This is a genomic window from Altererythrobacter chaiwopuensis, from assembly GCF_054957755.1.
This window is the reverse complement of sequence record NZ_JBTXJG010000002.1, coordinates 397,712-417,309: the sequence shown is the minus strand read 5'-3', so window position 1 is coordinate 417,309 and position 19,598 is coordinate 397,712. Positions and strand designations below refer to the sequence as shown.

Below are 19,598 nucleotides of genomic sequence, written 5' to 3'. Positions count from 1 at the left end.
AATCTCCATTGTGGATGGTCCTTTCCGTGGGGTGCTTCGACAACAGCCCACAATACGACTCACCTATGTCGGGTACAGGGGCCATCCACATCATCAGTCTAACGCTGACTGCTCTCCACTTGGCAGAGCTTGCCCTTCCCCAGCACCTACTCAGGCCATAAGAGTTTGCCACTCAGCCAATGCAGCAGAGCGGCGGGTCTTGTAGGTTTGTCTATCGATGAGATGGCGTTCTGAGTTGAAATGGTCGTACACACTCGCGTGGATCGACGCGAACTTCTGTAACGATTTCATTTGCCGAAATCGCAGTATGGCCCGCTCTCTTCGTCGGAACGGCAAGTGTGAATTCTCGGCACGATTGTTAAGCCAGCGTCCCATTTCCCGACGATCCTCGATGCCCAGTTGTTTGAGTGCGGCAGGGTAGGATTTGAGGCCGTCGGTGACGATTGCCTCGACCTCGCCATGCCGCTTCAGCGCCTTCTTTATGAACGCCAGCGCCGCAGATTTGTCGCGCTTCTTCGTGACATAACTCTCCAGCACTTCGCCTTCGTGATCGACCGCGCGCCAAAGGTAATGGGTCTCGCCATTGATCTTCACGAAGACCTCATCGAGATGCCAACGCCAGTGAAGAAAACCCTTCATCCGGCTGACCCGCTGTCTGCGAATATCGGCCGCGACCATCGGGCCAAACCGGTTCCGCCACAATCAAACCGTCTCATGGCACAGGTCGCAACCGCGCTCGAAGAGCAGGTCCTCGACGTTTCGAAGTGACAGCGGATACCGGACATAAAGCATCACCACCATACGGATCACTTCGGGAGACGAATGGAAGTAGCCGAACGGACTCTTGGGCTTGCTCATCCGCTAGGATCAGCAAGCCGGCCGTTAGGTCGCCATCCCATTGACAGCACCGTCTGGAGTGCAAAGCGGTGCGGAACCGCGCCGTTCTTGAGACAATTTCTCAAGATATCTCAAAGACTTAGACTAGGTGGCGGAGAGGGTGGGATTCGAACCCACGATAGGGTTTCCCCTATACCGCATTTCGAGTGCGGCGCATTCGACCTCTCTGCCACCTCTCCGCATTCAGGGTGCGCTTGTCGGGCCAGTGGCCCCGGTCGAAGCGAGCGCGCCGGTTAGCCCAAGCCCTGCGCCTTGCCAAGCCCCAAATCGCGCCGAAACTGGGGACTTCGCACAGCACGCATCTTGTTTCGCAACTGCGAAAGCCCATATCCTGCTCCACCATGGAACGTGCTGTGTTCTTTTCCAGCCAGGCGGGCCGCACAATCGAGGCGCCGCGCCACGTCAAGGCCCGCTTCGGGATCGGCGATATCGTGCGCCACAGGATGTTCGATTTCCGCGGCGTGATCTTCGATATCGACCCGGTTTTTGCCAATAGCGAGGAATGGTATGAGGCGATCCCGAAGGAAATCCGGCCCAGCCGCGACCAACCCTTCTATCACCTGCTGGCCGAGAACGACGACAGTTCCTACGTCGCCTATGTCAGCCAGCAGAATCTGCTCGCCGACCCCTCAGGAGAGCCAATAGATCACCCGCACATCGCGCAGCTGTTCGAGCAATTCGATGGCGGGCGTTACCGCATGCGCCGCGCCCTCACCCACTGATTTCGCGCATTGGCGCTCTAGGCGGCCGGTTGCGGCACCATTCGTGCCCTGAGCTGGATATTGACCCATTTGCCCACGATCAGGCGATAGGAGGTCATGCCGAACGCATAGCGATTGATGCGGGTTTCGCCCGTCAGTGTAACCGGATCCCCCGGTTTCAGTTCACCCGGCGGCCGATCAAAGCTTACAGCCAAGGTGACCTGCCGTGTAACGCCGCGCGCAGTCAGATCACCTGTCACCTTGCCGGACACGGGCGTATCGAGCGCCATCTCCCGGCCGATAAAGCGAACGGTCGGATATTTCTCAACCCAGAAGAATTTCTCGCCCTTGAGGCGCTTCAAAGTCAATTCATCGCCAGCGGTCAGCGCACGCGCATCGATCGACACATCGAGCGCAATGTCCTGCGGCCTTGCACGATCGAGCCGGACCGTGCCCGAAACCGACGGAAAACCGGCGTGCTTGCTGCCGATGCCTAAAAAGCCGACCTTGGCCGAAAGCTTGCTGGCAGCCGTATCAACTGTGTAAAATTCGCCCCCCGGTGTCGCTGCACCAATCAGGATTGCTGCCAACAAGGTCAGCAAGTTGCGGGCTATCGTCATCAGAGCCTTGTACCTCTAGAGCAGCGCTGCTTGCAATCGCCATGCGCCAGGCTGTGCATCGCGCCGCGACACACAGCGATTCCAGCATCCTTGTTTCCCTGTGAATTGAACGTTGCCATGGCTGGTGCGGTTCCCGCCGCTCGCCTATCACCCTGGCATGGCCAAGCTCTATTTCTACTACGCCAGCATGAACGCGGGGAAGAGCTCAACCTTGCTGCAGGCAGCGTTCAACTATGGCGAACGGGGCATGCGGGTTTCGCTGTGGACCGCCGCGATTGACGACAGGCCGGGCTTTGGCGCGATCAGCAGCCGGATCGGCCTTTCCAGCGATGCGCATCGCTTCACCGCCGAAACCGATATTCTCGAATTCGTGCTGGAAGAGCATTCGCAAGGCCGGGTTGACTGCGTGCTGATCGACGAGGCGCAGTTCCTGACCGAGGAACAGGTGTGGCAATGCGCCCGCCTGGCCGATGACACCGGCACGCCCGTGGTGTGCTATGGCCTGCGCACGGATTTCCAGGGAAAGCTGTTTCCCGGCTCGGCAGCGTTGCTGGGGATCGCCGATTCCTTTGTCGAGCTGAAGGCGATCTGCCATTGCGGGCGCAAGGCGACGATGAACCTGCGGGTCGATGCCGATGGCAAGGCAGTGAAGCAGGGCCAGCAGACCGAGATTGGCGGCAATGACCGCTATGTGGCTTTATGCCGCAAGCATTTCAGCCAGGCGCTGGTATAAGCCGCACCAGGGCACTACCTACCCTCAATGACTGACACCATTCTGCTGGCAGCAATCCTGATCCCCTGCCTGATCATTGCCATCGTATTTCACGAAGTGGCGCATGGCTATTCTGCCTTGTTGCTGGGGGATACCACCGCACACGATCAACGGCGGCTGAGCCTCAATCCGATCCGCCATATCGACCCGGTCGGAACATTGCTGGTGCCCGGTATGCTGGCCTTGGCAGGTGCGCCGGTGTTCGGCTGGGCAAAGCCCGTACCGGTACGGCAGGACCGGCTCGACAATCCGCGTTACGGCATGATGGCGGTGGCCGCTGCCGGCCCGGCGACAAATTTCGTGCTCGCGGCGATTGGCGCAGTTGCACTGGGCGCGGCCTTGCCAGTGGGCGCGCAGATCGTGCAGTCGGAAACCGGGCTGAGCCTCATTGCAGACACTGCGGGAACCACCTTGATCGTTCAGAGCGCGCTGTTCTATTTCCTGCTCATCAACGTGTTTCTTGGCGTATTCAACCTGTTGCCTATCCCGCCCTTTGACGGTTCGCACATTGTCGAGGGGCTGCTACCGCCCGCCCTCGCCCGCGGTTATCGGCAATTGCGGCCTTACGGGATGCTGCTGTTCTTCGGATTGATCGCGATGACCTGGTTCGCCCCGCAATTGGGCGTGCTCGAAAACACAATCGGACCGCCGATCAATTGGACGCTGGAGAAGTATCTCAGCCTGGCCAACGCGGTCGCCGGTCGATGATGCCCCATGGCTGGCTGATCCTGGACAAGCCGCGTGGGCTCGGCTCGACCCAGGCGGTCAGTGCGGTCAAGCGGGTGCTGCGCCAGGGCGGTTATGCCAGGACCAAGGTTGGTCATGGCGGCACGCTCGATCCGCTGGCCGAAGGTGTGCTGCCCATCGCGCTGGGCGAGGCGACCAAGCTTGCCGGACGGATGCTCGATGCGAGCAAGGTCTATGAATTCACTATCGCATTCGGCGAAGAAACCGATACGCTCGATGCCGAGGGCGCGGTTGTCGCAACTTCCGACCGCCGCCCGCCAATGGCGGCAGTTGCGGCGGTGCTGGAACATTTCACCGGCGAAATCGAACAGATCCCGCCAGCCTACTCCGCACTCAAGGTCGATGGGCGCCGGGCATATGATCTGGCGCGGGCAGGTGAAGAAGTGAATATGAAAATGCGGTCAGTGACGATCCACTCGCTGGTTTTCGCGGGCGAACGCATTGATCAGCAACTTCGTTCAACTTTTCAGACGACTACCGGGCGCCCCGATCCCTTCGACCCTGGTCCGCCGCTCGAGCGGGCCGACAGCGTGACGCTGGTCGCGCACGTTTCGAAGGGCACCTATATCCGCAGCCTGGCGCGCGATATTGCGCATGCCCTTGGCACGGTCGGCCACGTCACCTATTTAAGGCGCATAAAGGCTGGCCCGTTCCACGAGAATCAGGCGATTTCACTGGACAAACTCGAGGAAATCGGTAAGGGCGCGCCTCTTCAAGACCTACTCCTGCCGCTCGAAGCGGGGCTGGACGACATCCCGGCTCTGCAACTCGATCCGGAAAGTGCGCAGGCGGCCCGCCAGGGCCGGGTTATTTCCGGGCTGCCCCAGACCGACGGGCTCTATTTTGCAAAGCTGGGACAAACCCCGGTGGCGTTGATGGAAATCATCGGTGGCACGGCGAAAGTCGTGAGGGGTTTCAATCTTCCAGATGTCGCAGAGTAAGAGAGTACACATATGTCGGTAACTGCCGAAAAAAAGCAGGAAATTATCAAGGACAACGCCCGTGACAACAAGGATACGGGCAGTCCGGAAGTGCAGGTCGCGATCCTCACAGAGCGCATCCGCAACCTCACCGAACATTTCAAGGGCCATCACAAGGACAATCACTCGCGTCGCGGGCTGCTGATGATGGTCAACAAGCGCCGCACCCTTCTTGCCTATCTCAAGAAGAAAGATGTCGAGCGCTATAACGCCCTGATCCAGAAACTGGGTCTGCGTAAGTGACGCAATGAGCTCGGCCCGCTTCGGCGGGCCGTTTGCGTTTGCGGCACCCTGAACTTGTTTCAGGATCCATCGGGCCGCAGCGCCTGGTGGAAAAATGGATCCCGGCCTTCGCTGGGATGACGAGAAAGGGCCAGGCTTCGCAATAAGGCGAAGTCGGCCAAGGGCCGCAACAGGCCCCGCACCGGACCGGGACGGCTTGCCCGGAAATTGTAGGCCCCGTGACGCAATATGGCGCGCGGGTTCGTTAAGGAAAATCAATGTTCGACACGAAAACCGTATCACTGGAATGGGGCGGCAAAACCCTCACTCTGGAAACCGGCCGCATTGCCCGTCAGGCTGACGGCGCGGTCCTCGCCACTTACGGCGAAACTGTAGTGCTTTGCGCGGTAACTGCCGCCAAGAGCGTCAAGGAAGGGCAGGATTTCTTCCCGCTCACCGTCCACTATCAGGAAAAATTCTCTGCTGCGGGCCGTATCCCCGGCGGCTTCTTCAAGCGTGAACGCGGCGCAACCGAAAAGGAAACGCTGATTTCGCGTTTGACCGATCGGCCGATCCGCCCGCTGTTCCCCGAAGGTTTCTATAACGAAATCAACGTGATCTGCCAGGTTCTCAGCTATGACGGCGAGACCGAGCCCGATGTGCTGGCGATGATCGCTGCCTCGGCCGCACTGACCATTTCGGGTGTACCCTTCATGGGTCCGATCGGCGCTTGCCGTGTTGGCTATGAAGACGGCGAGTACACGCTCAACCCGGCGCAGGCCGCGGCCGCCGACGGCGCGCTCGATCTGGTTGTTGCCGCCACTGACAAGGCCGTAATGATGGTCGAATCCGAAGCCAAGGAGCTTTCGGAGGAAATCATGCTGGGCGCCGTCATGTTCGCGCATGCGGAATGCCGCAAGGTGGTTGGCGCGATTATCGATCTCGCCAAGCAAGCGGCCAAAGACCCGTGGGAAATCGCAACCAGCGACAATTCCGGGATCAAGGATCAGCTCAAGAAGCTGGTCGGCAAAGATATCGCCGCCGCTTACAAGCTGACCGACAAGTCTGCCCGCAGCGAAGCGATCAATGCAGCCCGCGCCAAGGCAAAGGAAGCCTTCGCCGATGCCGATGGGCAAACGCAGATGGCTGCTGGCAAGGTGGTCAAGAAGCTTGAATCGGAGATCGTTCGTAGCGCCATACTTAAGGACGGCCAGCGGATCGACGGACGCAAGGTTGATGAGGTTCGCCCGATCGAGGCGATGGTCGGCCTATTGCCGCGCACGCATGGTTCGTCGCTGTTCACGCGCGGGGAAACGCAGGCAATCTGCACCACCACGCTGGGCACAAAGGATGCCGAGCAGATGATCGACGGGCTGGAAGGCCTGACCTATCAGAACTTCATGCTGCACTACAACTTCCCCCCCTATTCGGTGGGCGAAGTGGGCCGTTTCGGCATGCCGAGCCGCCGCGATGTTGGGCACGGAAAGCTTGCCTGGCGCGCGCTGCGCGGGGTGCTGCCTTCCAAGGAGGACTTCCCCTACACTATCCGCGTTCTGTCAGACATTACGGAAAGCAATGGCTCGTCCTCGATGGCGACGGTGTGCGGCGGCTGTCTCAGCATGATGGATGCCGGCGTTCCGATTACGCGCCCGGTTTCGGGCATCGCGATGGGCCTGATCCTGGAAGGTGACGAGTTCACCGTGCTGTCCGACATCCTGGGTGACGAAGATCACCTGGGCGATATGGACTTCAAGGTGGCCGGTACCGAGCAGGGCATTACCTCCTTGCAGATGGACATCAAGGTTGCCGGCATTACGCAGGAAATCATGACCAAGGCGCTCGAACAGGCGAAGGCCGGCCGTGCGCACATCCTGGGTGAAATGGCCAAGGCGCTGGGTTCGGCCCGTACCGAACTGTCTGCCCATGCCCCGCGTATCGAGACGATGCAGATCGACAAATCGAAGATCCGCGACATCATCGGCACTGGCGGCAAGGTGATCCGAGAGATCGTGGCCGAAACTGGCGCCAAGGTGGACATCGACGATGAAGGCCTGATCAAGATCTCCTCTTCAGACCTCAGCCAGATCGAGGCCGCCCGCAAGTGGATTTCCGGAATCGTGGAAGAAGCCGAAGTCGGCAAGATCTACGACGGCAAGGTTGTCAACATCGTCGATTTCGGCGCTTTCGTGAACTTCATGGGCGGCAAGGACGGCCTCGTCCACGTTTCCGAAATGAAGAACGAACGCGTGGAAAAGCCGACCGATGTCGTTTCAGAAGGCCAGGCAGTGAAGGTCAAGGTGCTCGAGATCGACAACCGCGGCAAGGTCCGCCTGTCGATGCGTGTGGTTGACCAGGAAACCGGCGAAGAGCTGGAAGACACCCGCCCACCGCGCGAACCGCGTGAGCCGCGCGGTGATCGTGGAGATCGGGGTGACCGGCGCGGACCGCGCGGCAACCGCGATCGTGGCGGTGACCGTGGGGGACGCCGCGACCGTGGCAGCGATCGTGGTAGTGACGGCCCCGCGCACATCCCTGACTTCCTGAAGGACTAGACCCTTCGGCATGATGACAGCAGGGGTCGCGGGTTCGCCCGCGGCCCCTTTGCTTTGGAGAAACCCATGCTTCCCCGCGAAACGATTGCAACTGCGCAGATTCCCGGCGGTGACACACTCACCCTGGTCAGCCACGGGCGCGACTTCATCATCATGCTCGGGCGTGACGAGTTGATGGGCACCCGCATGCAGTACAGCGAAGAGCAGCTGGCCCTATTGACGCTGGAACGCCTTACCGCACCCGCACCACGCATATTGATCGGTGGATATGGCATGGGCTTTACCTATCGTGCCGCGCTGGCAAAGCTGCCCCCCAAGGGGCAAATCGTAGTGGCAGAGGTTGTGCCGGAGATAGTCGACTGGGCGCGCGGCCCGCTCGCCCATCTTACCGGCAACACCCTTGCCGATCCTCACGGCGAGGTCGTGCTATGCGATGTGGCCGCGATAGTCGATGACGCCAATGACGGCACTTGCGACAAGTTTGACGCGATCCTGCTCGACGTCGACAATGGCCCGGACGGGATCGTGCGCGACGGTAACGAGCGGCTTTACACCCGGACCGGCATCGCCCGCATGCGCGACGCTCTGAAGCCGGGCGGGGTTCTGTCGATATGGTCCGCTGCGCCCGACCATAAATTCACCGGGCGGCTCAAGGATGCGGGGTTCCTGGTCGATGTGCAAACTGTCCGCGCGCGCCCCAACAACAAGGGGCCGCACCACACGATCTGGTTCGCCACGAAGGGTCAAAAATCGTAGATCAGCGTAAACCTGCTGAGAGTATCGGTCTTCACCGCGCCTTCGGGCGGATTGCTGTCATACTCGATAGCGTAGGAAAAGCGTGTCGTAACTTTGTCACTGATCTTGGCGTTGAGGCCGGTGACAAGATTCACGCTGGTGTTGCTGGAATCAACGATGACCGTTGCCGAACCGCCGGTTTCCGCCACTGCATTTGTATCGTGGGTCAATTTTAGCCGGTCAGTGATGTTCCAGTCGAAATCCACGCCGACCAAGCCGGCGATCCGGCTTACGCTCTCGCCATTCACGAAGTCGATGATGCGATAGGCCGGGCCAACCTTCGCCGATAGCTGCAAGTCGGCTTCGTCTATAATTCGGTAGCCAATGCCGCCTGACACTACGTAGCGGGCGGAAAAGCCCTGGAACCGGTCGCGCTCGTATTGCGCGAGCCCGAAAACAAACAGACTGTCGGAGATGTTGTAGTTGGGCTCATATGCAAATGAATATTGTTCGCGCGAGGTCACGCCATTGCTGCGCTGGTAGTCCGCGCGCCCGCGCAGCTTATGCGCCCAATTTATCCCTTCTCGGTTGAGCGAGATCGCCGCTGTACCTCCTGTATTGGATGAATTGCCCGCGCTACGGAAAGCGCCAAGCTCCCCCTTGCCGTCCCAATTTTCGAAGAATCCTGCGCTTCGGATCGATTCCTGCTTAAGTTTCGCCTGCTCGGCTGCAAGGCGGGCCTGTTCAGCGTCATATGCGGCAAGCAGCGCATCAAGCTCTGCCGCATCGCCGGGGTTGGTCTGCCGAGCAAGGCGGATAACGGTGCGCACGGTCTTGGGATCGCCACTTTCGATCGCGGCATCTATTATGTCCTTCACCGGCCCAGGCAATTCGGCCAGCGCAGGCGCAGAAAGGCTGACCGCAAAAAGCGATGCTGCGAAAATGAAAATTCGCATGATCTTCTCCCCTTGCCCGTTCAAAGGTCTGGCAAACAGCCGGTTCCGGGATTCCCGCCCTCAGGCCAGTGTGCGCGGCACGCCCATGAAGTCACGCTTGCCCAACGGCACCCCTTTATGGCGCAAGATGTCGTAGAAGGTGGTGGCATGAAAAAAGAAGTTTGGTTGCGAAAAACTGAGCAGGAAGTTCTGGGCAGAGAACTCCATCAATCGCTTGCCGCCCAGTACGAAAGCGATTGTGTTGTCGGCCACTTCCTCAAGCTGTTCGGGCGTAACTTGAGCCAGTTCATCCTGTGTCCGCGCGATCTGCGCACGCATTGTATCCCAGCTGCGAGGCAATTCGGTAAAATCAGGTGAGAATTCGCCAGTGGGCAGCTGATCGATGATAAAAGCCGAATGCACCCACACGGCGCGCGCGTGCCATGGTAGATCCCACATGGTGTCGGCAAGCCTTGCCTCGATCAGATCGCTATCGGCCAGGCCGTGTTCGGCCACATGCGCCTGCGCCTTGTCAATCAGTCCGGACATCCCGCCAAGAATCTGCTGGCAGCCGGGCACGATAGCTTCGTAGAGTGAAAGCGACATGGTCGTCCTCGCAAAATGAAATGGCCCGGCGATCCTTTGCAGACAGCCGGGCCATGAGGGCTCTTAACGGACCCGCGGCCCGCCAAACGGCAACGGCGGAGGAGGTCTGCGCGCACCACGCGGCAGCTGCGCCTGATACGCGCGCCCACAGTGGTCGACACAATAGGGATAGCCAGGGTTCACCTGCTCACCGCAGAAATGAAAGTCTGGTTCGCCTGGATGCCCCATCGGCCAGCGGCAAACCTTGTCTGACAAATCAAGCAGGCTGGTCTTGTCAGCAATTGCGGGACTGGGCTTTGCCGGCACCAGGCGGCGCGGCGGTGCGGGCGGGATTGGCGGTTGCTGATCGCCCGGCCCTTGGCGCAGAAAGCCGCCCGGGCCGACCGACACGATCTTGGGCAGGTCCTGCGTCGGATTGGGCACCGGTTGCGACGGAATATCGGCATTGTGATCGGCCGACACGGCTTGCTTTGTCACCGGCTTGGCGATCGGTTTTGACGCTGCTGGTTTGGCCAGTGGCTTCTTGACAGCGGCAGGTTTTGCTGCGGCCTTTCCGGCCGGTGCCTTATTGTCGTTCGCCTTGACGGGCGAAGGGCGCGATTTGAGCCCCAACCGGTGTGCCTTGCCGATCACGGCATTGCGGCTAACCGCGCCAAGTTCATCGGCGATCTGGCTGGCGGTGGCCCCGCCTTCCCACATCTTCTTCAGCGTTGCGATACGCTCGTCGGTCCAACTCATCTAAATTCCAGTTCCTATGCTCTTGCCTGTGAATCCAATGCTCACAGCAAGACAAAAAAGCCCCTGACGCTTGTCACGGCAGCCGCATCGCACTAGGCGCGCCTGCATGGCCAATCAAGCACCTGCTGCCAGCCCCAAATCAGAGGCCCCCTTCGATAAAGCGCTTGCGGGCGAAGGGACCCGCTTTCCGCCGCGCGGCGAGCCGGTGATTACCGGGATCAACCGCATTGGCTTGTGGAGCCTCTATATGAAGGAGGTGCGCCGGTTTCTCAAGGTGCACACCCAGACAATTTGGGGTCCGGCAGTCACAACGCTGCTTTTTCTCGTCATCTTTACCGTGGCGCTGGGTCGCGGCGGACGCGAAGTGCTGGGCGCACCATTTGCCGATTTCGTTGCGCCTGGCCTGATCGTGATGGGAATGATGCAGAATGCCTTTGCAAATTCATCCTTCTCGCTGCTTTCGGGCAAAATCCAGGGCACGATCATCGACCTGCTGATGCCGCCGCTTTCCTATGGCGAACTGATGACCGGAATCATCGCCGCGGCAGTAACGCGAGCGGTAATAGTGGGCGGCGCGGTAGGCTTGGCCATCGCGGTTTGGCCAGGTGTAAGTCTGACCATTGCGCATTGGTGGGCGGTCATCTGGTTTGGCCTGATGGGCTCGATGATGCTGGCGCTGATCGGGTTGGCGACTTCGATCTGGTCAGAGAAATTTGACCACAACGCGGCCATCACCAATTTTGTCGTCGCGCCGCTCTCGCTGTTATCCGGCACATTTTACGTGATCGACAACCTGCATGGCGCTTTCCAGGCGGTGAGCCGCGCCAATCCCTTCTTCTATGTCATATCGGGCTTCCGCTACGGGTTCCTGGGCGAAAGCGATATCGGCGCAGGATCAGGCGCAGTGGTGCAGGCTGCGATTGGCCTGGGTGCGCTCAACCTGCTGATGGCGTTGGTTGTTTATCGCGTGCTTAAATCTGGCTGGAAGCTGAAAGATTAGGTTTACAGTTCGAGCAGCCAGTGCTCGGTCACTTCCAGCTTGCCGAAATCTTCCTGCTCTTCGCTAGCTATCAGTCGATATCCTTCGGCCAGATAGATTTTGCGCGCACTGTCGAGCGCGGCGTGGGTCATCAATACGATGTTGCGATAGCCTGCCTGGCGAGCAAATTCGGTGCATCGCCGAACCAGTGCTGACCCGACGCCCAGGCCGCGCGCCTCCGGTTCTGCATAAAGCAAACGCAAGCGAGCCGTGCCTTCGTCTTCCGCGCAGAGAAAAACGCCACCAAGTATCTTTCCCTCGCGTTCGGCAACCCAGCAATCTTCCCTGCCCGGCTGGAAATCGCGCAGGAACTTGCCAGCGATGTCATAGATCATCGCCTCCATCAGGCGGCCCCAGCCCCATTCTTCGGCATAGAGTGCAGCCTGGCGCCCTGCGATCAGCCCCAGGTCACCTGCACGGAAAGTGCGCAATGTCCACTGCTTCGCCTCAGTCATCAAGGTCGCGCTTGACCTTGGGATCGCGCAATAGTCTTTCGATCCGGTCAGCCTCGTCGAAACTTTCATCAGCGCGAAATTTCAGTTTGGGCGCGAATTTCAGGCCCAGCCGTTTGGCCGCCTCGCGTTGCAGATACGCGGTGTTCTGCCTGAGCGCAGTGACGATCTTGTCCTCTTCCATGCCCAGCAACGGCTTCACATAAACGATCGCATTCCTGAGATCAGGTGTCATGCGCACTTCCGTAACGGAGATATTGGCTGCGCTGACCACCTCGTCATGCACCTCCTGCCGGGCGAGCAGCTCGCTCAGGATATGGCGCACGCGCTCGCCCACCTTGAGAACCCGTACGGATTGCTGTTCCGCAGTGAATTGCTGACGCACCACTTTACTGCCCCATCCCTGTTTCAGTGGGAGAAGGCCGCGGCGTCGGGATCGCAGTTGAGGTCGCCCGTGCCAGCACGCGCCCTTCCTCGTCGAACAATTCGCCCTCGAGGAACAATACGCGGCGGCCCGATTTGACCACCCGGCCCTTGCCGGTGATCACCGCGCCCTCTGGTATCAGCCGGATCATCGTCATCGACAGGTCCAGATTGAGCGGCGCCTGCGTGCCCCTGGTCGCCGCGACAAAGGCATATCCCATTACTTCATCAAGATAGCCCGCGATCAATCCACCCTGCACGCCTCCACGCCAGGTGCACATCTCGCGCTTGACCGTGAAGCGCATGGTGGCAGTCGCCGTTGCCTCGTCCCAGCTCACGAATTCGGAGCCGAGCAGCGCCGTGTGCGGCGACGAGCTTGCGTCTTCCGTCTCGAATCCCAGGCTCACAGCGTCCGCTCACGCTCCTCGACTTCGAAGACTTCGAGATTGTCGCCAGCCTTGATGTCGTTCGTGTCACTCAGCACCACGCCGCATTCGAGGCCTGTACGCACTTCATCGACATCGTCCTTGAAGCGCCGCAGCGAAGCGATGGTGGTGGCTGAAACAATAACATCATCGCGGGTAAGACGCGCGTGGAGGCCCTTGCGGATAATCCCCTCGAGCACCAGCAAGCCGGCTGCCTTGTCTCTCTTGCCGGCCGGGAAAACCTGCTTGACTTCGGCACGCCCGACAACCGTTTCGATCCGCTCGGGGCCAAGTTCACCAGCCATCTCTTTCGCGATCTCTTCGGTCAGGTGATAGATCACATCGTGATACATCATCCGCACCTTGTCTTTCTCGAGCTGCTGGCGCGCCTTGGGATTGGGGCGGACATTGAAGCCGATGATCGGCGCGCCCGATGCTGCTGCCAGCGTGACATCGCTTTCGGTAATCGCGCCAACACCCGCGTGCAGCACACGCACCTTGATGTCGTCATTCGAGAGGTTGTGCAGCGCCGAGTTGATCGCTTCGACAGAGCCTTTCACATCAGCTTTCACCACCACCGGAAATTCGATCACATCGCTCTTGAGATTGGAGAACATTGTGTCGAAGTTGGTCGGCGCAAGCGCCGTGCGCTTCTCGGTTGCCTTGGCCTGGCGGAATTCGGCCACTTCGCGGGCGCGCTGCTCGTTTTCGACCACGGTCAGCCGTTCGCCGGCATCGGGCACGCCGCCAAGGCCCAGCACTTCGACTGGTGTCGATGGCCCTGCCTCCTTGACCTGCTTGCCCTTGTCATCGACCAAGGCACGCACTCGGCCGCTTTCCGTGCCAACCACAAAGGTATCGCCGCGCTTCAGCGTCCCGCGTGTGACGAGCACCGTCGCCACAGGGCCGCGGCCCTTGTCAAGCCGGGCTTCGATCACTGTCGCTTCCGCTGCACGTTCGGGGTTCGCTTTCAGCTCGAGCAGTTCGGACTGTAGCAGGATTTTTTCGATCAGCTCGTCAAGCCCGGTTCCGGCCTTGGCGGAAACTTCCACATCCTGCACATCGCCGGACATTTTTTCGACAACCACCTCATGTTCAAGCAGGCGATTGCGGATATTGTCGGGCTTCGCTTCGGGTTTGTCGCATTTATTGATCGCCACAATCATCGGTACGCCAGCTGCCCTGGTGTGTTTGATTGCCTCGATCGTCTGCGGCATCACGCCGTCGTCAGCCGCCACCACCAGCACTACGATATCGGTCACGTTAGCTCCGCGCGCGCGCATTTCAGAGAATGCTTCGTGGCCGGGAGTGTCGAGGAAGGTCAGCTTGTCACCACCCTTCGTGTTTATCTGGTAGGCGCCGATGTGCTGGGTGATGCCACCGGCTTCGCCCTTGGTAACATCGGTGCCCCGCAGTGCATCGAGCAGGCTGGTTTTGCCGTGATCGACATGGCCCATGATTGTGACCACCGGCGGGCGCGGCTTCAGCGTTTCCTCGGGATCCTGGTCCGTCGAAGTGTCGATATCGACATCGCTTTCCGAAACACGGGTGATATTGTGGCCAAATTCCTCGACCAGCAGTTCGGCAGTATCCTGATCAATCGTCTGGTTGACGGTCACCATCATGCCCATGTTGAACAGGGCCTTCACAAGGTCGGCACCCTTTTCCGCCATGCGGTTGGCGAGTTCCTGGACGGTAATCGCTTCCGGCACCACGACATCGCGTGACTGTTTTTCGCGCGGAACCGCCGGCCCGCCATGCAGGCGACGTTCCTTTTCCCGGGCGCGCTTGAGCGCGGCGAGCGAGCGGGCACGACGTCCCTCGTCCTCGTTCAGAGCCTTGGTAACCGTCAGCTTGCCCGAACGTCGCTTGTCCTTGCCGTCGCCCCGAGAGGGCTTTTCTTCCTTTTTCTTCTTTTCCGGACGCTTGGGCTCAGGCCGTTCTACCGGCGTGAACTTGCGTGCGGCAGGCGTCGGTGTCCCCGGATCGGCGGGCGCTTCAGCCGGTTCGGCCACAGCCTCAGCGGCATCCTGGACTTCCTGGACAACGCGCTTCTGCGCATCTTCCTCAGCCTTCTTTTCCTGCGCACGGTTTTCCCCGGCGCGCTTCTTTTCTTCCTCGGCAGCTTTCCTGGCCTGCTCATCGTCGCGTATGCGCGCTTGCTCGGTCAGCCTGAGCCGTTCTTCCTCGGCCTCGCGCTGAAGGCGCGCGACTCGCTCTTGCGGTGTTTCCTTGGACGCAGCGGGCTTTTTGACCGGGGCCTTCACCGCTACGGGAGGCGGCGGCGGAGGCGGCGGGGGCGGCGGCGGGGGCGCGGCCGGTTCCTCGCCCGGTTTCACGAGCTTGCGGCGGCGCTTGACCTCCACCGCAACCTTGTTGGTACGGCCGTGGCTGAAGGTCTGCTTGACCTCGCCAGCATCGACCGCCCGCTTCAGGCCAAGCGGTTTACGGGCAGGTTTGTTTTCTTCGTCGCTCATCTAGCTCGTACGTCCTTCACGCGTTCAATTGTTCGTCCTGGCATCCGGAAAAGCCCGGTTTGCCAATGTCTACGGAGGGCAAGGTGCCCTCCAGAAAATGCAGCAGGCGTCCAAGTATCCCCTGGAACCGCCCGGCCGCAGCGCCATCATTCAGCGCCAGGTGGACGACATTGTCGCGGCCCAATGCCACAGACAAAGCCGCCCGGTCCAGTGGCAAGACAATGCCTCGTTCGCCGCTGCCCTCTACTTCGCGCCCGACACGCCATGCCTGATCGAGCTTCTTGCGCCCGTCTTCGCTGGCATCGCAGGCGTGTATCAGCAACTCGATCCGCCCGCTGCGGGCCTGTTCCTCGATCCGCGCGGTGCCCAGCACAACATTGCCGGCACGCAGTTCCAGCCCCAGACGGTCAAGCAGCGCCTTTGTCAGCGCTGTTTCAATCCGCGAGGGCAGATCGGCCGGAATTTCCAGCCTCGCACCCTTGAAGGCCCGCATCAGCGCAGCCTTCAACTGGCCCTTCGCAAGCGCCGTTTCAAGTTCGGTGCGCCTGACCCCAAGCCAGGCCCCCCTGCCCGGAGCCTTTGCATGTGCATCCGGCAGGACAAGACCTTCCGGCGAAATCGCAAGCCGGATCAGTGATCCGCGCGCAGCGACCTTGCCAGTAAGGATGCAGCGGCGCTCAGGACAGGACTTGGCAGGCTCGGATTTGGTCCGGGCCTTGGGCGTGTCAGCGATGCCGGACGTCAGGCGCTCATTGGGTGGAGTCCGCATCGGCGGCCTCCTGGGTTGGTGCCTCGTCGGTCGCAGCGGGTGCTGCTTCCACTTCGTCTTCGAACCAGTGCGCGCGGGCGGCCATGATGATCTCATTGCCCTGCTCTTCGCTCAGGCCGTATTCGCCCAGCACACCGCCCTTGTCCTGCTCGCGGATCGAGGGGCGACGCATCGGCGGGCCGTCGGCATTTGCACGGCGGCGCGGCGCTTCGCGCTTCTTCGCGATCAGTTCATCGGTGGCAAGATCGGCCAAATCGTCAAGTGTCTTGATACCCGCCTTGCCCAGCGTCACCAGCATCTGTTCGGTAAGATGCGGAATCTCGGCCAGATCATCTTCCACGCCGAGCTCGCGGCGTTCAGTGCGCGCGGTCTCTGTGTGGCGGTCAAGCGCTTCCTTGGCGCGGTTCTGCAGCTCTTCAGCCAGCTCCTCGTCGAAGCCTTCGATCGAAGCCAGCTCGTCCATTTCGACGTAAGCCACTTCCTCAAGCTCGGCGAAGCCTTCCGCCACCAGCAGCTGCGACAGCGTTTCGTCCACGTCGAGTTCTTCCTCGAACATCTTCGAGCGTTCGGCAAATTCCTTGCTGCGCTTCTCGCTCGCCTCTTCTTCGGTCATGATATCGATCTGGTGACCGGTCAGCTGGCTGGCGAGGCGCACGTTCTGGCCGCGGCGGCCGATTGCCAGAGAAAGCTGGTCATCGGGCACGACCACTTCGATGCGGCCTTCTTCCTCGTCAAGCACAACACGGGCGACCGTTGCCGGCTGCAATGCATTGACCACGAAGGTCGCCGTGTCTTCGCTCCAGGGAATGATGTCGATCTTCTCGCCCTGCAGTTCCTGCACCACGGCCTGAACGCGGCTACCCTTCATGCCGACGCAGGCACCGACCGGGTCGATCGAGCTGTCGTGGCTGATCACACCGATCTTGGCGCGGCTGCCCGGATCGCGCGCAGCGGCCTTGATTTCGATGATGCTGTCGTAAATCTCGGGCACTTCCTGCGCGAACAGCTTCTTCATGAAATCGGGGTGCGCACGGCTGAGGAATATCTGCTGGCCCCGATTGTTGCGCTCGACCTTGGTGATCAGCGCCCGCACACGCTCACCGACACGGGCGGCCTCACGCGGGATCTGCTGATCGCGGCGGATCACGCCTTCGGCACGCCCCAGATTGACGATCACATGGCCGAATTCGACCGATTTGATCACGCCGGTGATGATTTCGCCCGCGCGGTCCTTGAATTCTTCATACTGGCGCTCACGCTCAGCATCGCGGACCTTCTGGAAGATCACCTGCTTGGCGCTTTGCGCATCGATACGGCCCAGATCAACCGGAGGCAGGGGATCGACGATAAAGTCGCCCAGCTTCGCATCGGACTGCAATTTCTGCGCAGCCTTCAGATCGATCTGCTTGAAATAGTCATCGACCTCTTCAACCACTTCAACCACGCGCCACAGGCGCAGGTCGCCGGTTAGCGGATCGAGCTTGGCACGAATATCGTTCTCCGCACCATAGCGCGAACGCGCTGCCTTCTGGATCGCCTCTTCCATCGCTTCGATCACAATCGACTTGTCGATCATTTTCTCCGAAGCAACAGCATTCGCAATCGCGAGCAGTTCTGCCTTGTTGGCGGAAATTGCGGTGGCCATCAGTCTTGAGCCTCTTCTTCTTCTTCTTCAACGATGTCTTCAACACCGCCAATCACTTCTTCTACACCAGAAGTGTCGAGCGGCCGAGTGGCGGCAATAAGCTCGTCGGTCAAGACCAGCTGTGCCGAATGAATCATATCGAGCGGGAAGGATACCTCGCCCGCCTTCCTGTCATCGATAGTGACCATGTCACCATCAATCCCTTTCAGGGTGCCGCGCAGATTGCGCTGACCATCCCATGCCCTGTCCATGCTGACCCTGGTCTCGTGCCCTGCCCAATTAGCATAGTCTTTGGGCCGCGTCAGCGGGCGGTCGATACCGGGCGAACTGACTTCAAGGTGGTAAGCGCCCGCGATCAGCACTTCACCGCGTTCTTCCAACGCGTCCATCGCATCGGAAACCCGCCGCGAAAGCGCTGCGCACTGTTCGATCACAAGCTGGCCCGTCGCCGGGTCTTCAGCCATGATCTGCAGCGCCTGGCCACCGTCACCAGCTTCAGACGGCATCATCTTTACGCGCACCAGATCAAAGCCGAGAGCTTTCGCTTCGGGCTCGATGATCTGCGTAAGGCGCGTGATGTCCGCCATTTATTCTCCATTCTGCATGACATGTGCGACAAGGCCTTTTGGGCCGGCCCCTTGCGGCGCCAGCATCCAAACCTTGTATCGACAATGTCGGGATGGCGTGCAGATAGGCGGCGCATCCGAAAAACGCAAGCGCCGAATGCGCGCTAATCCTCATCCTGCTCCTGCATCAACCCATGCTTCTTGATGCAATGCCTCAGCTGGTCATAGGTCAGGCCCAGCGCCTTGGCGGTCTGCCGCTGGTTCCAGCGATGCTTGCCGAGTGCATGCTCCACGATGGCGCGCTCATGCGCGTCCACCGCGCCGCGCAGATCGTCAACCGCGTCAAGATCAAGCTGCGCAGCGGCAGTAGGCGCGGCGTCCGCATTCCGACCGGAAGCTGGTGGGGATTTCGACTGCCCCTGTTCAGCCTTGCGATGGCTCGGCACAAAGGGCTTCCACGGACTGTCGAACGGGTCAAACTGCACGTATCCGATCGGTTCCGCCGGATTATCCCAGCGATAAACCGCCCGCTCGATCACGTTGCGCAGCTCGCGCACATTGCCGGGCCATTCATATTCGTCGAGCTGGCGCTGCACATGTGGCGCAATTCCGGGCCACTCGTGCCATTCGAGCTCGGCCGCCATGCGCCGCCCGAAATAGTCCGTCAGCACGCCAACATCGCCTTCTCGCACCCTGAGCGGTGGCAAGGTGATCACTTCAAAGCTCAGCCGATCAAGCAGGTCGGCGCGGAACTCGCCGCGTTCGGCCATGCGCGGTAGATCGTCATTGGTGGCGGCGACAATCCGCACATCGACCCTGATCGGGCGCGAGGAGCCGATCCTTGTCACTTCGCCATATTCGACTGCACGCAGCAATCGCTCTTGCGCTGCCATCGAAAGGTTGCCCAGTTCGTCGAGAAATAGCGTGCCTTTGTCGGCTTCCTCAAACTTGCCCGCGCGAGCTTTGGTGGCACCGGTGAATGCCCCCGCCTCGTGCCCGAACAATTCGGCTTCGATCAGCGTTTCGGGCAACGCGGCGCAGTTCAACACGACCAGCGGTTCGCCCCAGCGAGTCGAGAGGTGATGAAGACGCTCCGCGATGAGTTCCTTGCCAGTCCCGCGCTCGCCAATAACCAGCACCGGGCGGCTCATCGGCGCGGCGCGGCTGGCGCGCTCGACGGCATCGAGAAAGGCCCCGGACTGGCCAATGAACTGGTTTTCGCGCTTCATGGCCCAATCTATAGTGAAATTCCCCAATCCTTGGCAACAGAAACCAATCAGTCCGGATCGGTGAGTTA

20 protein-coding genes, 1 tRNA gene and 1 pseudogene are annotated in these 19,598 nt (G+C 60.3%); 8 read left to right on the top strand and 14 right to left on the bottom strand.

What is annotated here, in order from left to right:
- Positions 1–150: 150 nt before the first annotated feature.
- Together ACX2DJ_RS12620 and ACX2DJ_RS12615 are read right to left on the bottom strand one after the other, a co-directional pair.
- A pseudogene (locus ACX2DJ_RS12620) lies at positions 151–858 on the bottom strand (IS6 family transposase).
- A 128-nt stretch (positions 859–986) separates the two neighbouring features.
- Positions 987–1,076: transfer RNA gene (locus tag ACX2DJ_RS12615), tRNA-Ser, on the bottom strand.
- Between the two features lie 162 nt (positions 1,077–1,238).
- Between ACX2DJ_RS12615 and hspQ the strand changes: the two genes are divergently transcribed.
- Positions 1,239–1,619, top strand: coding sequence for a heat shock protein HspQ (gene hspQ / locus ACX2DJ_RS12610; RefSeq protein ID WP_462573069.1), 381 nt, complete (start codon positions 1,239–1,241; stop codon positions 1,617–1,619).
- Between the two features lie 17 nt (positions 1,620–1,636).
- Here hspQ and ACX2DJ_RS12605 read toward each other — a convergent pair whose 3' ends face one another.
- Positions 1,637–2,218, bottom strand: coding sequence for a YceI family protein (locus ACX2DJ_RS12605; protein WP_462573067.1), 582 nt, complete (start codon positions 2,216–2,218; stop codon positions 1,637–1,639).
- A 157-nt stretch (positions 2,219–2,375) separates the two neighbouring features.
- On the opposite strand from ACX2DJ_RS12605, the gene ACX2DJ_RS12600 reads away from it, so the two are divergent.
- From ACX2DJ_RS12600 to ACX2DJ_RS12575, 6 genes are all read left to right on the top strand, one after another.
- Complete coding sequence (locus ACX2DJ_RS12600) at positions 2,376–2,951, top strand: thymidine kinase (protein WP_462573093.1); 576 nt, start codon at positions 2,376–2,378, stop codon at positions 2,949–2,951.
- A gap of 27 nt (positions 2,952–2,978) precedes the next feature.
- On the top strand, positions 2,979–3,698 hold the full coding sequence (locus ACX2DJ_RS12595; protein ID WP_462573065.1) for a site-2 protease family protein: 720 nt from the start codon (positions 2,979–2,981) through the stop codon (positions 3,696–3,698).
- Positions 3,698–4,678, top strand: coding sequence for a tRNA pseudouridine(55) synthase TruB (gene truB / locus ACX2DJ_RS12590; protein ID WP_462573092.1), 981 nt, complete (start codon positions 3,698–3,700; stop codon positions 4,676–4,678). The genes ACX2DJ_RS12595 and truB overlap by 1 nt, the downstream gene beginning before the upstream one ends.
- A 12-nt stretch (positions 4,679–4,690) precedes the next feature.
- On the top strand, positions 4,691–4,960 hold the full coding sequence (rpsO, locus tag ACX2DJ_RS12585) for a 30S ribosomal protein S15 (RefSeq protein WP_462573063.1): 270 nt from the start codon (positions 4,691–4,693) through the stop codon (positions 4,958–4,960).
- A gap of 257 nt (positions 4,961–5,217) precedes the next feature.
- Positions 5,218–7,491 (top strand): polyribonucleotide nucleotidyltransferase, encoded by a 2,274-nt coding sequence (pnp, locus tag ACX2DJ_RS12580; protein WP_462573062.1) that lies wholly within the window; start codon positions 5,218–5,220, stop codon positions 7,489–7,491.
- A 66-nt stretch (positions 7,492–7,557) separates the two neighbouring features.
- Complete coding sequence (locus ACX2DJ_RS12575; RefSeq protein WP_462573061.1) at positions 7,558–8,247, top strand: spermine/spermidine synthase domain-containing protein; 690 nt, start codon at positions 7,558–7,560, stop codon at positions 8,245–8,247.
- On the opposite strand, the gene ACX2DJ_RS12570 is transcribed toward ACX2DJ_RS12575, so the two are convergent.
- From ACX2DJ_RS12570 to ACX2DJ_RS12560, 3 genes are all read right to left on the bottom strand, one after another.
- A complete protein-coding gene (locus ACX2DJ_RS12570) occupies positions 8,235–9,182 on the bottom strand; it encodes a DUF481 domain-containing protein (protein WP_462573060.1) in 948 nt (315 codons plus the stop codon). The two genes, ACX2DJ_RS12575 and ACX2DJ_RS12570, sit on opposite strands and share 13 nt — an antisense overlap.
- Before the next feature lie 60 nt (positions 9,183–9,242).
- Complete coding sequence (locus ACX2DJ_RS12565) at positions 9,243–9,767, bottom strand: DUF1993 domain-containing protein (RefSeq protein ID WP_462573059.1); 525 nt, start codon at positions 9,765–9,767, stop codon at positions 9,243–9,245.
- Positions 9,768–9,830: 63 nt separating this feature from the next.
- Positions 9,831–10,505, bottom strand: a complete 675-nt coding sequence (locus ACX2DJ_RS12560) for a GcrA family cell cycle regulator (RefSeq protein WP_462573057.1) — start codon at positions 10,503–10,505, stop codon at positions 9,831–9,833.
- A 106-nt stretch (positions 10,506–10,611) separates the two neighbouring features.
- Here ACX2DJ_RS12560 and ACX2DJ_RS12555 point away from each other — a divergent pair, with 106 nt between their 5' ends.
- The gene (locus tag ACX2DJ_RS12555; RefSeq protein ID WP_462573055.1) at positions 10,612–11,505 is read left to right on the top strand and encodes an ABC transporter permease; all 894 of its coding nucleotides are present in this window, start codon (positions 10,612–10,614) and stop codon (positions 11,503–11,505) included.
- Positions 11,506–11,507: 2 nt separating this feature from the next.
- On the opposite strand, the gene ACX2DJ_RS12550 is transcribed toward ACX2DJ_RS12555, so the two are convergent.
- From ACX2DJ_RS12550 to pspF, 8 genes are all read right to left on the bottom strand, one after another.
- On the bottom strand, positions 11,508–11,999 hold the full coding sequence (locus ACX2DJ_RS12550) for a GNAT family N-acetyltransferase (protein WP_462573054.1): 492 nt from the start codon (positions 11,997–11,999) through the stop codon (positions 11,508–11,510).
- The gene (gene rbfA / locus ACX2DJ_RS12545) at positions 11,992–12,384 is read right to left on the bottom strand and encodes a 30S ribosome-binding factor RbfA (protein ID WP_462573052.1); all 393 of its coding nucleotides are present in this window, start codon (positions 12,382–12,384) and stop codon (positions 11,992–11,994) included. Before rbfA ends, ACX2DJ_RS12550 begins: the two co-directional genes overlap by 8 nt.
- A gap of 1 nt (position 12,385) precedes the next feature.
- Positions 12,386–12,826 carry a PaaI family thioesterase gene (locus ACX2DJ_RS12540; RefSeq protein ID WP_462573050.1) on the bottom strand — a complete coding sequence of 147 codons (441 nt, stop codon included), beginning with the start codon at positions 12,824–12,826 and terminating at the stop codon, positions 12,386–12,388.
- On the bottom strand, positions 12,823–15,321 hold the full coding sequence (gene infB / locus ACX2DJ_RS12535; protein WP_462573049.1) for a translation initiation factor IF-2: 2,499 nt from the start codon (positions 15,319–15,321) through the stop codon (positions 12,823–12,825). The genes ACX2DJ_RS12540 and infB overlap by 4 nt, the downstream gene beginning before the upstream one ends.
- A 16-nt stretch (positions 15,322–15,337) precedes the next feature.
- Positions 15,338–16,090, bottom strand: a complete 753-nt coding sequence (locus ACX2DJ_RS12530) for a DUF448 domain-containing protein (protein ID WP_462573048.1) — start codon at positions 16,088–16,090, stop codon at positions 15,338–15,340.
- Entirely contained in the window at positions 16,071–17,735 is a 1,665-nt protein-coding gene (gene nusA / locus ACX2DJ_RS12525) for a transcription termination factor NusA (protein ID WP_462573047.1), read from the bottom strand. The genes ACX2DJ_RS12530 and nusA overlap by 20 nt, the downstream gene beginning before the upstream one ends.
- Entirely contained in the window at positions 17,735–18,322 is a 588-nt protein-coding gene (gene rimP / locus ACX2DJ_RS12520; protein ID WP_462573045.1) for a ribosome maturation protein RimP, read from the bottom strand. Before rimP ends, nusA begins: the two co-directional genes overlap by 1 nt.
- A 143-nt stretch (positions 18,323–18,465) precedes the next feature.
- Positions 18,466–19,530: a phage shock protein operon transcriptional activator gene (gene pspF / locus ACX2DJ_RS12515; protein ID WP_462573043.1), complete on the bottom strand. Its 1,065-nt coding sequence runs from the start codon at positions 19,528–19,530 to the stop codon at positions 18,466–18,468.
- Positions 19,531–19,598: the final 68 nt, after the last annotated feature.

What these genes read in the sequence shown, in the direction of transcription:
- ACX2DJ_RS12570 (WP_462573060.1), bottom strand. Translation starts at nt 9,182, where the DNA reads ATGCGAATTTTCATTTTCGCAGCATCGCTTTTTGCGGTCAGCCTTTCT.
- ACX2DJ_RS12575 (WP_462573061.1), top strand. Translation starts at nt 7,558, where the DNA reads ATGCTTCCCCGCGAAACGATTGCAACTGCGCAGATTCCCGGCGGTGAC.
- pnp (WP_462573062.1), top strand. Translation starts at nt 5,218, where the DNA reads ATGTTCGACACGAAAACCGTATCACTGGAATGGGGCGGCAAAACCCTC.
- ACX2DJ_RS12600 (WP_462573093.1), top strand. Translation starts at nt 2,376, where the DNA reads ATGGCCAAGCTCTATTTCTACTACGCCAGCATGAACGCGGGGAAGAGC.
- ACX2DJ_RS12555 (WP_462573055.1), top strand. Translation starts at nt 10,612, where the DNA reads ATGGCCAATCAAGCACCTGCTGCCAGCCCCAAATCAGAGGCCCCCTTC.
- ACX2DJ_RS12530 (WP_462573048.1), bottom strand. Translation starts at nt 16,090, where the DNA reads ATGCGGACTCCACCCAATGAGCGCCTGACGTCCGGCATCGCTGACACG.
- rpsO (WP_462573063.1), top strand. Translation starts at nt 4,691, where the DNA reads ATGTCGGTAACTGCCGAAAAAAAGCAGGAAATTATCAAGGACAACGCC.
- ACX2DJ_RS12595 (WP_462573065.1), top strand. Translation starts at nt 2,979, where the DNA reads ATGACTGACACCATTCTGCTGGCAGCAATCCTGATCCCCTGCCTGATC.
- ACX2DJ_RS12560 (WP_462573057.1), bottom strand. Translation starts at nt 10,505, where the DNA reads ATGAGTTGGACCGACGAGCGTATCGCAACGCTGAAGAAGATGTGGGAA.
- ACX2DJ_RS12605 (WP_462573067.1), bottom strand. Translation starts at nt 2,218, where the DNA reads ATGACGATAGCCCGCAACTTGCTGACCTTGTTGGCAGCAATCCTGATT.
- rimP (WP_462573045.1), bottom strand. Translation starts at nt 18,322, where the DNA reads ATGGCGGACATCACGCGCCTTACGCAGATCATCGAGCCCGAAGCGAAA.
- ACX2DJ_RS12565 (WP_462573059.1), bottom strand. Translation starts at nt 9,767, where the DNA reads ATGTCGCTTTCACTCTACGAAGCTATCGTGCCCGGCTGCCAGCAGATT.
- infB (WP_462573049.1), bottom strand. Translation starts at nt 15,321, where the DNA reads ATGAGCGACGAAGAAAACAAACCTGCCCGTAAACCGCTTGGCCTGAAG.
- nusA (WP_462573047.1), bottom strand. Translation starts at nt 17,735, where the DNA reads ATGGCCACCGCAATTTCCGCCAACAAGGCAGAACTGCTCGCGATTGCG.
- truB (WP_462573092.1), top strand. Translation starts at nt 3,698, where the DNA reads ATGCCCCATGGCTGGCTGATCCTGGACAAGCCGCGTGGGCTCGGCTCG.
- hspQ (WP_462573069.1), top strand. Translation starts at nt 1,239, where the DNA reads ATGGAACGTGCTGTGTTCTTTTCCAGCCAGGCGGGCCGCACAATCGAG.
- pspF (WP_462573043.1), bottom strand. Translation starts at nt 19,530, where the DNA reads ATGAAGCGCGAAAACCAGTTCATTGGCCAGTCCGGGGCCTTTCTCGAT.
- ACX2DJ_RS12550 (WP_462573054.1), bottom strand. Translation starts at nt 11,999, where the DNA reads ATGACTGAGGCGAAGCAGTGGACATTGCGCACTTTCCGTGCAGGTGAC.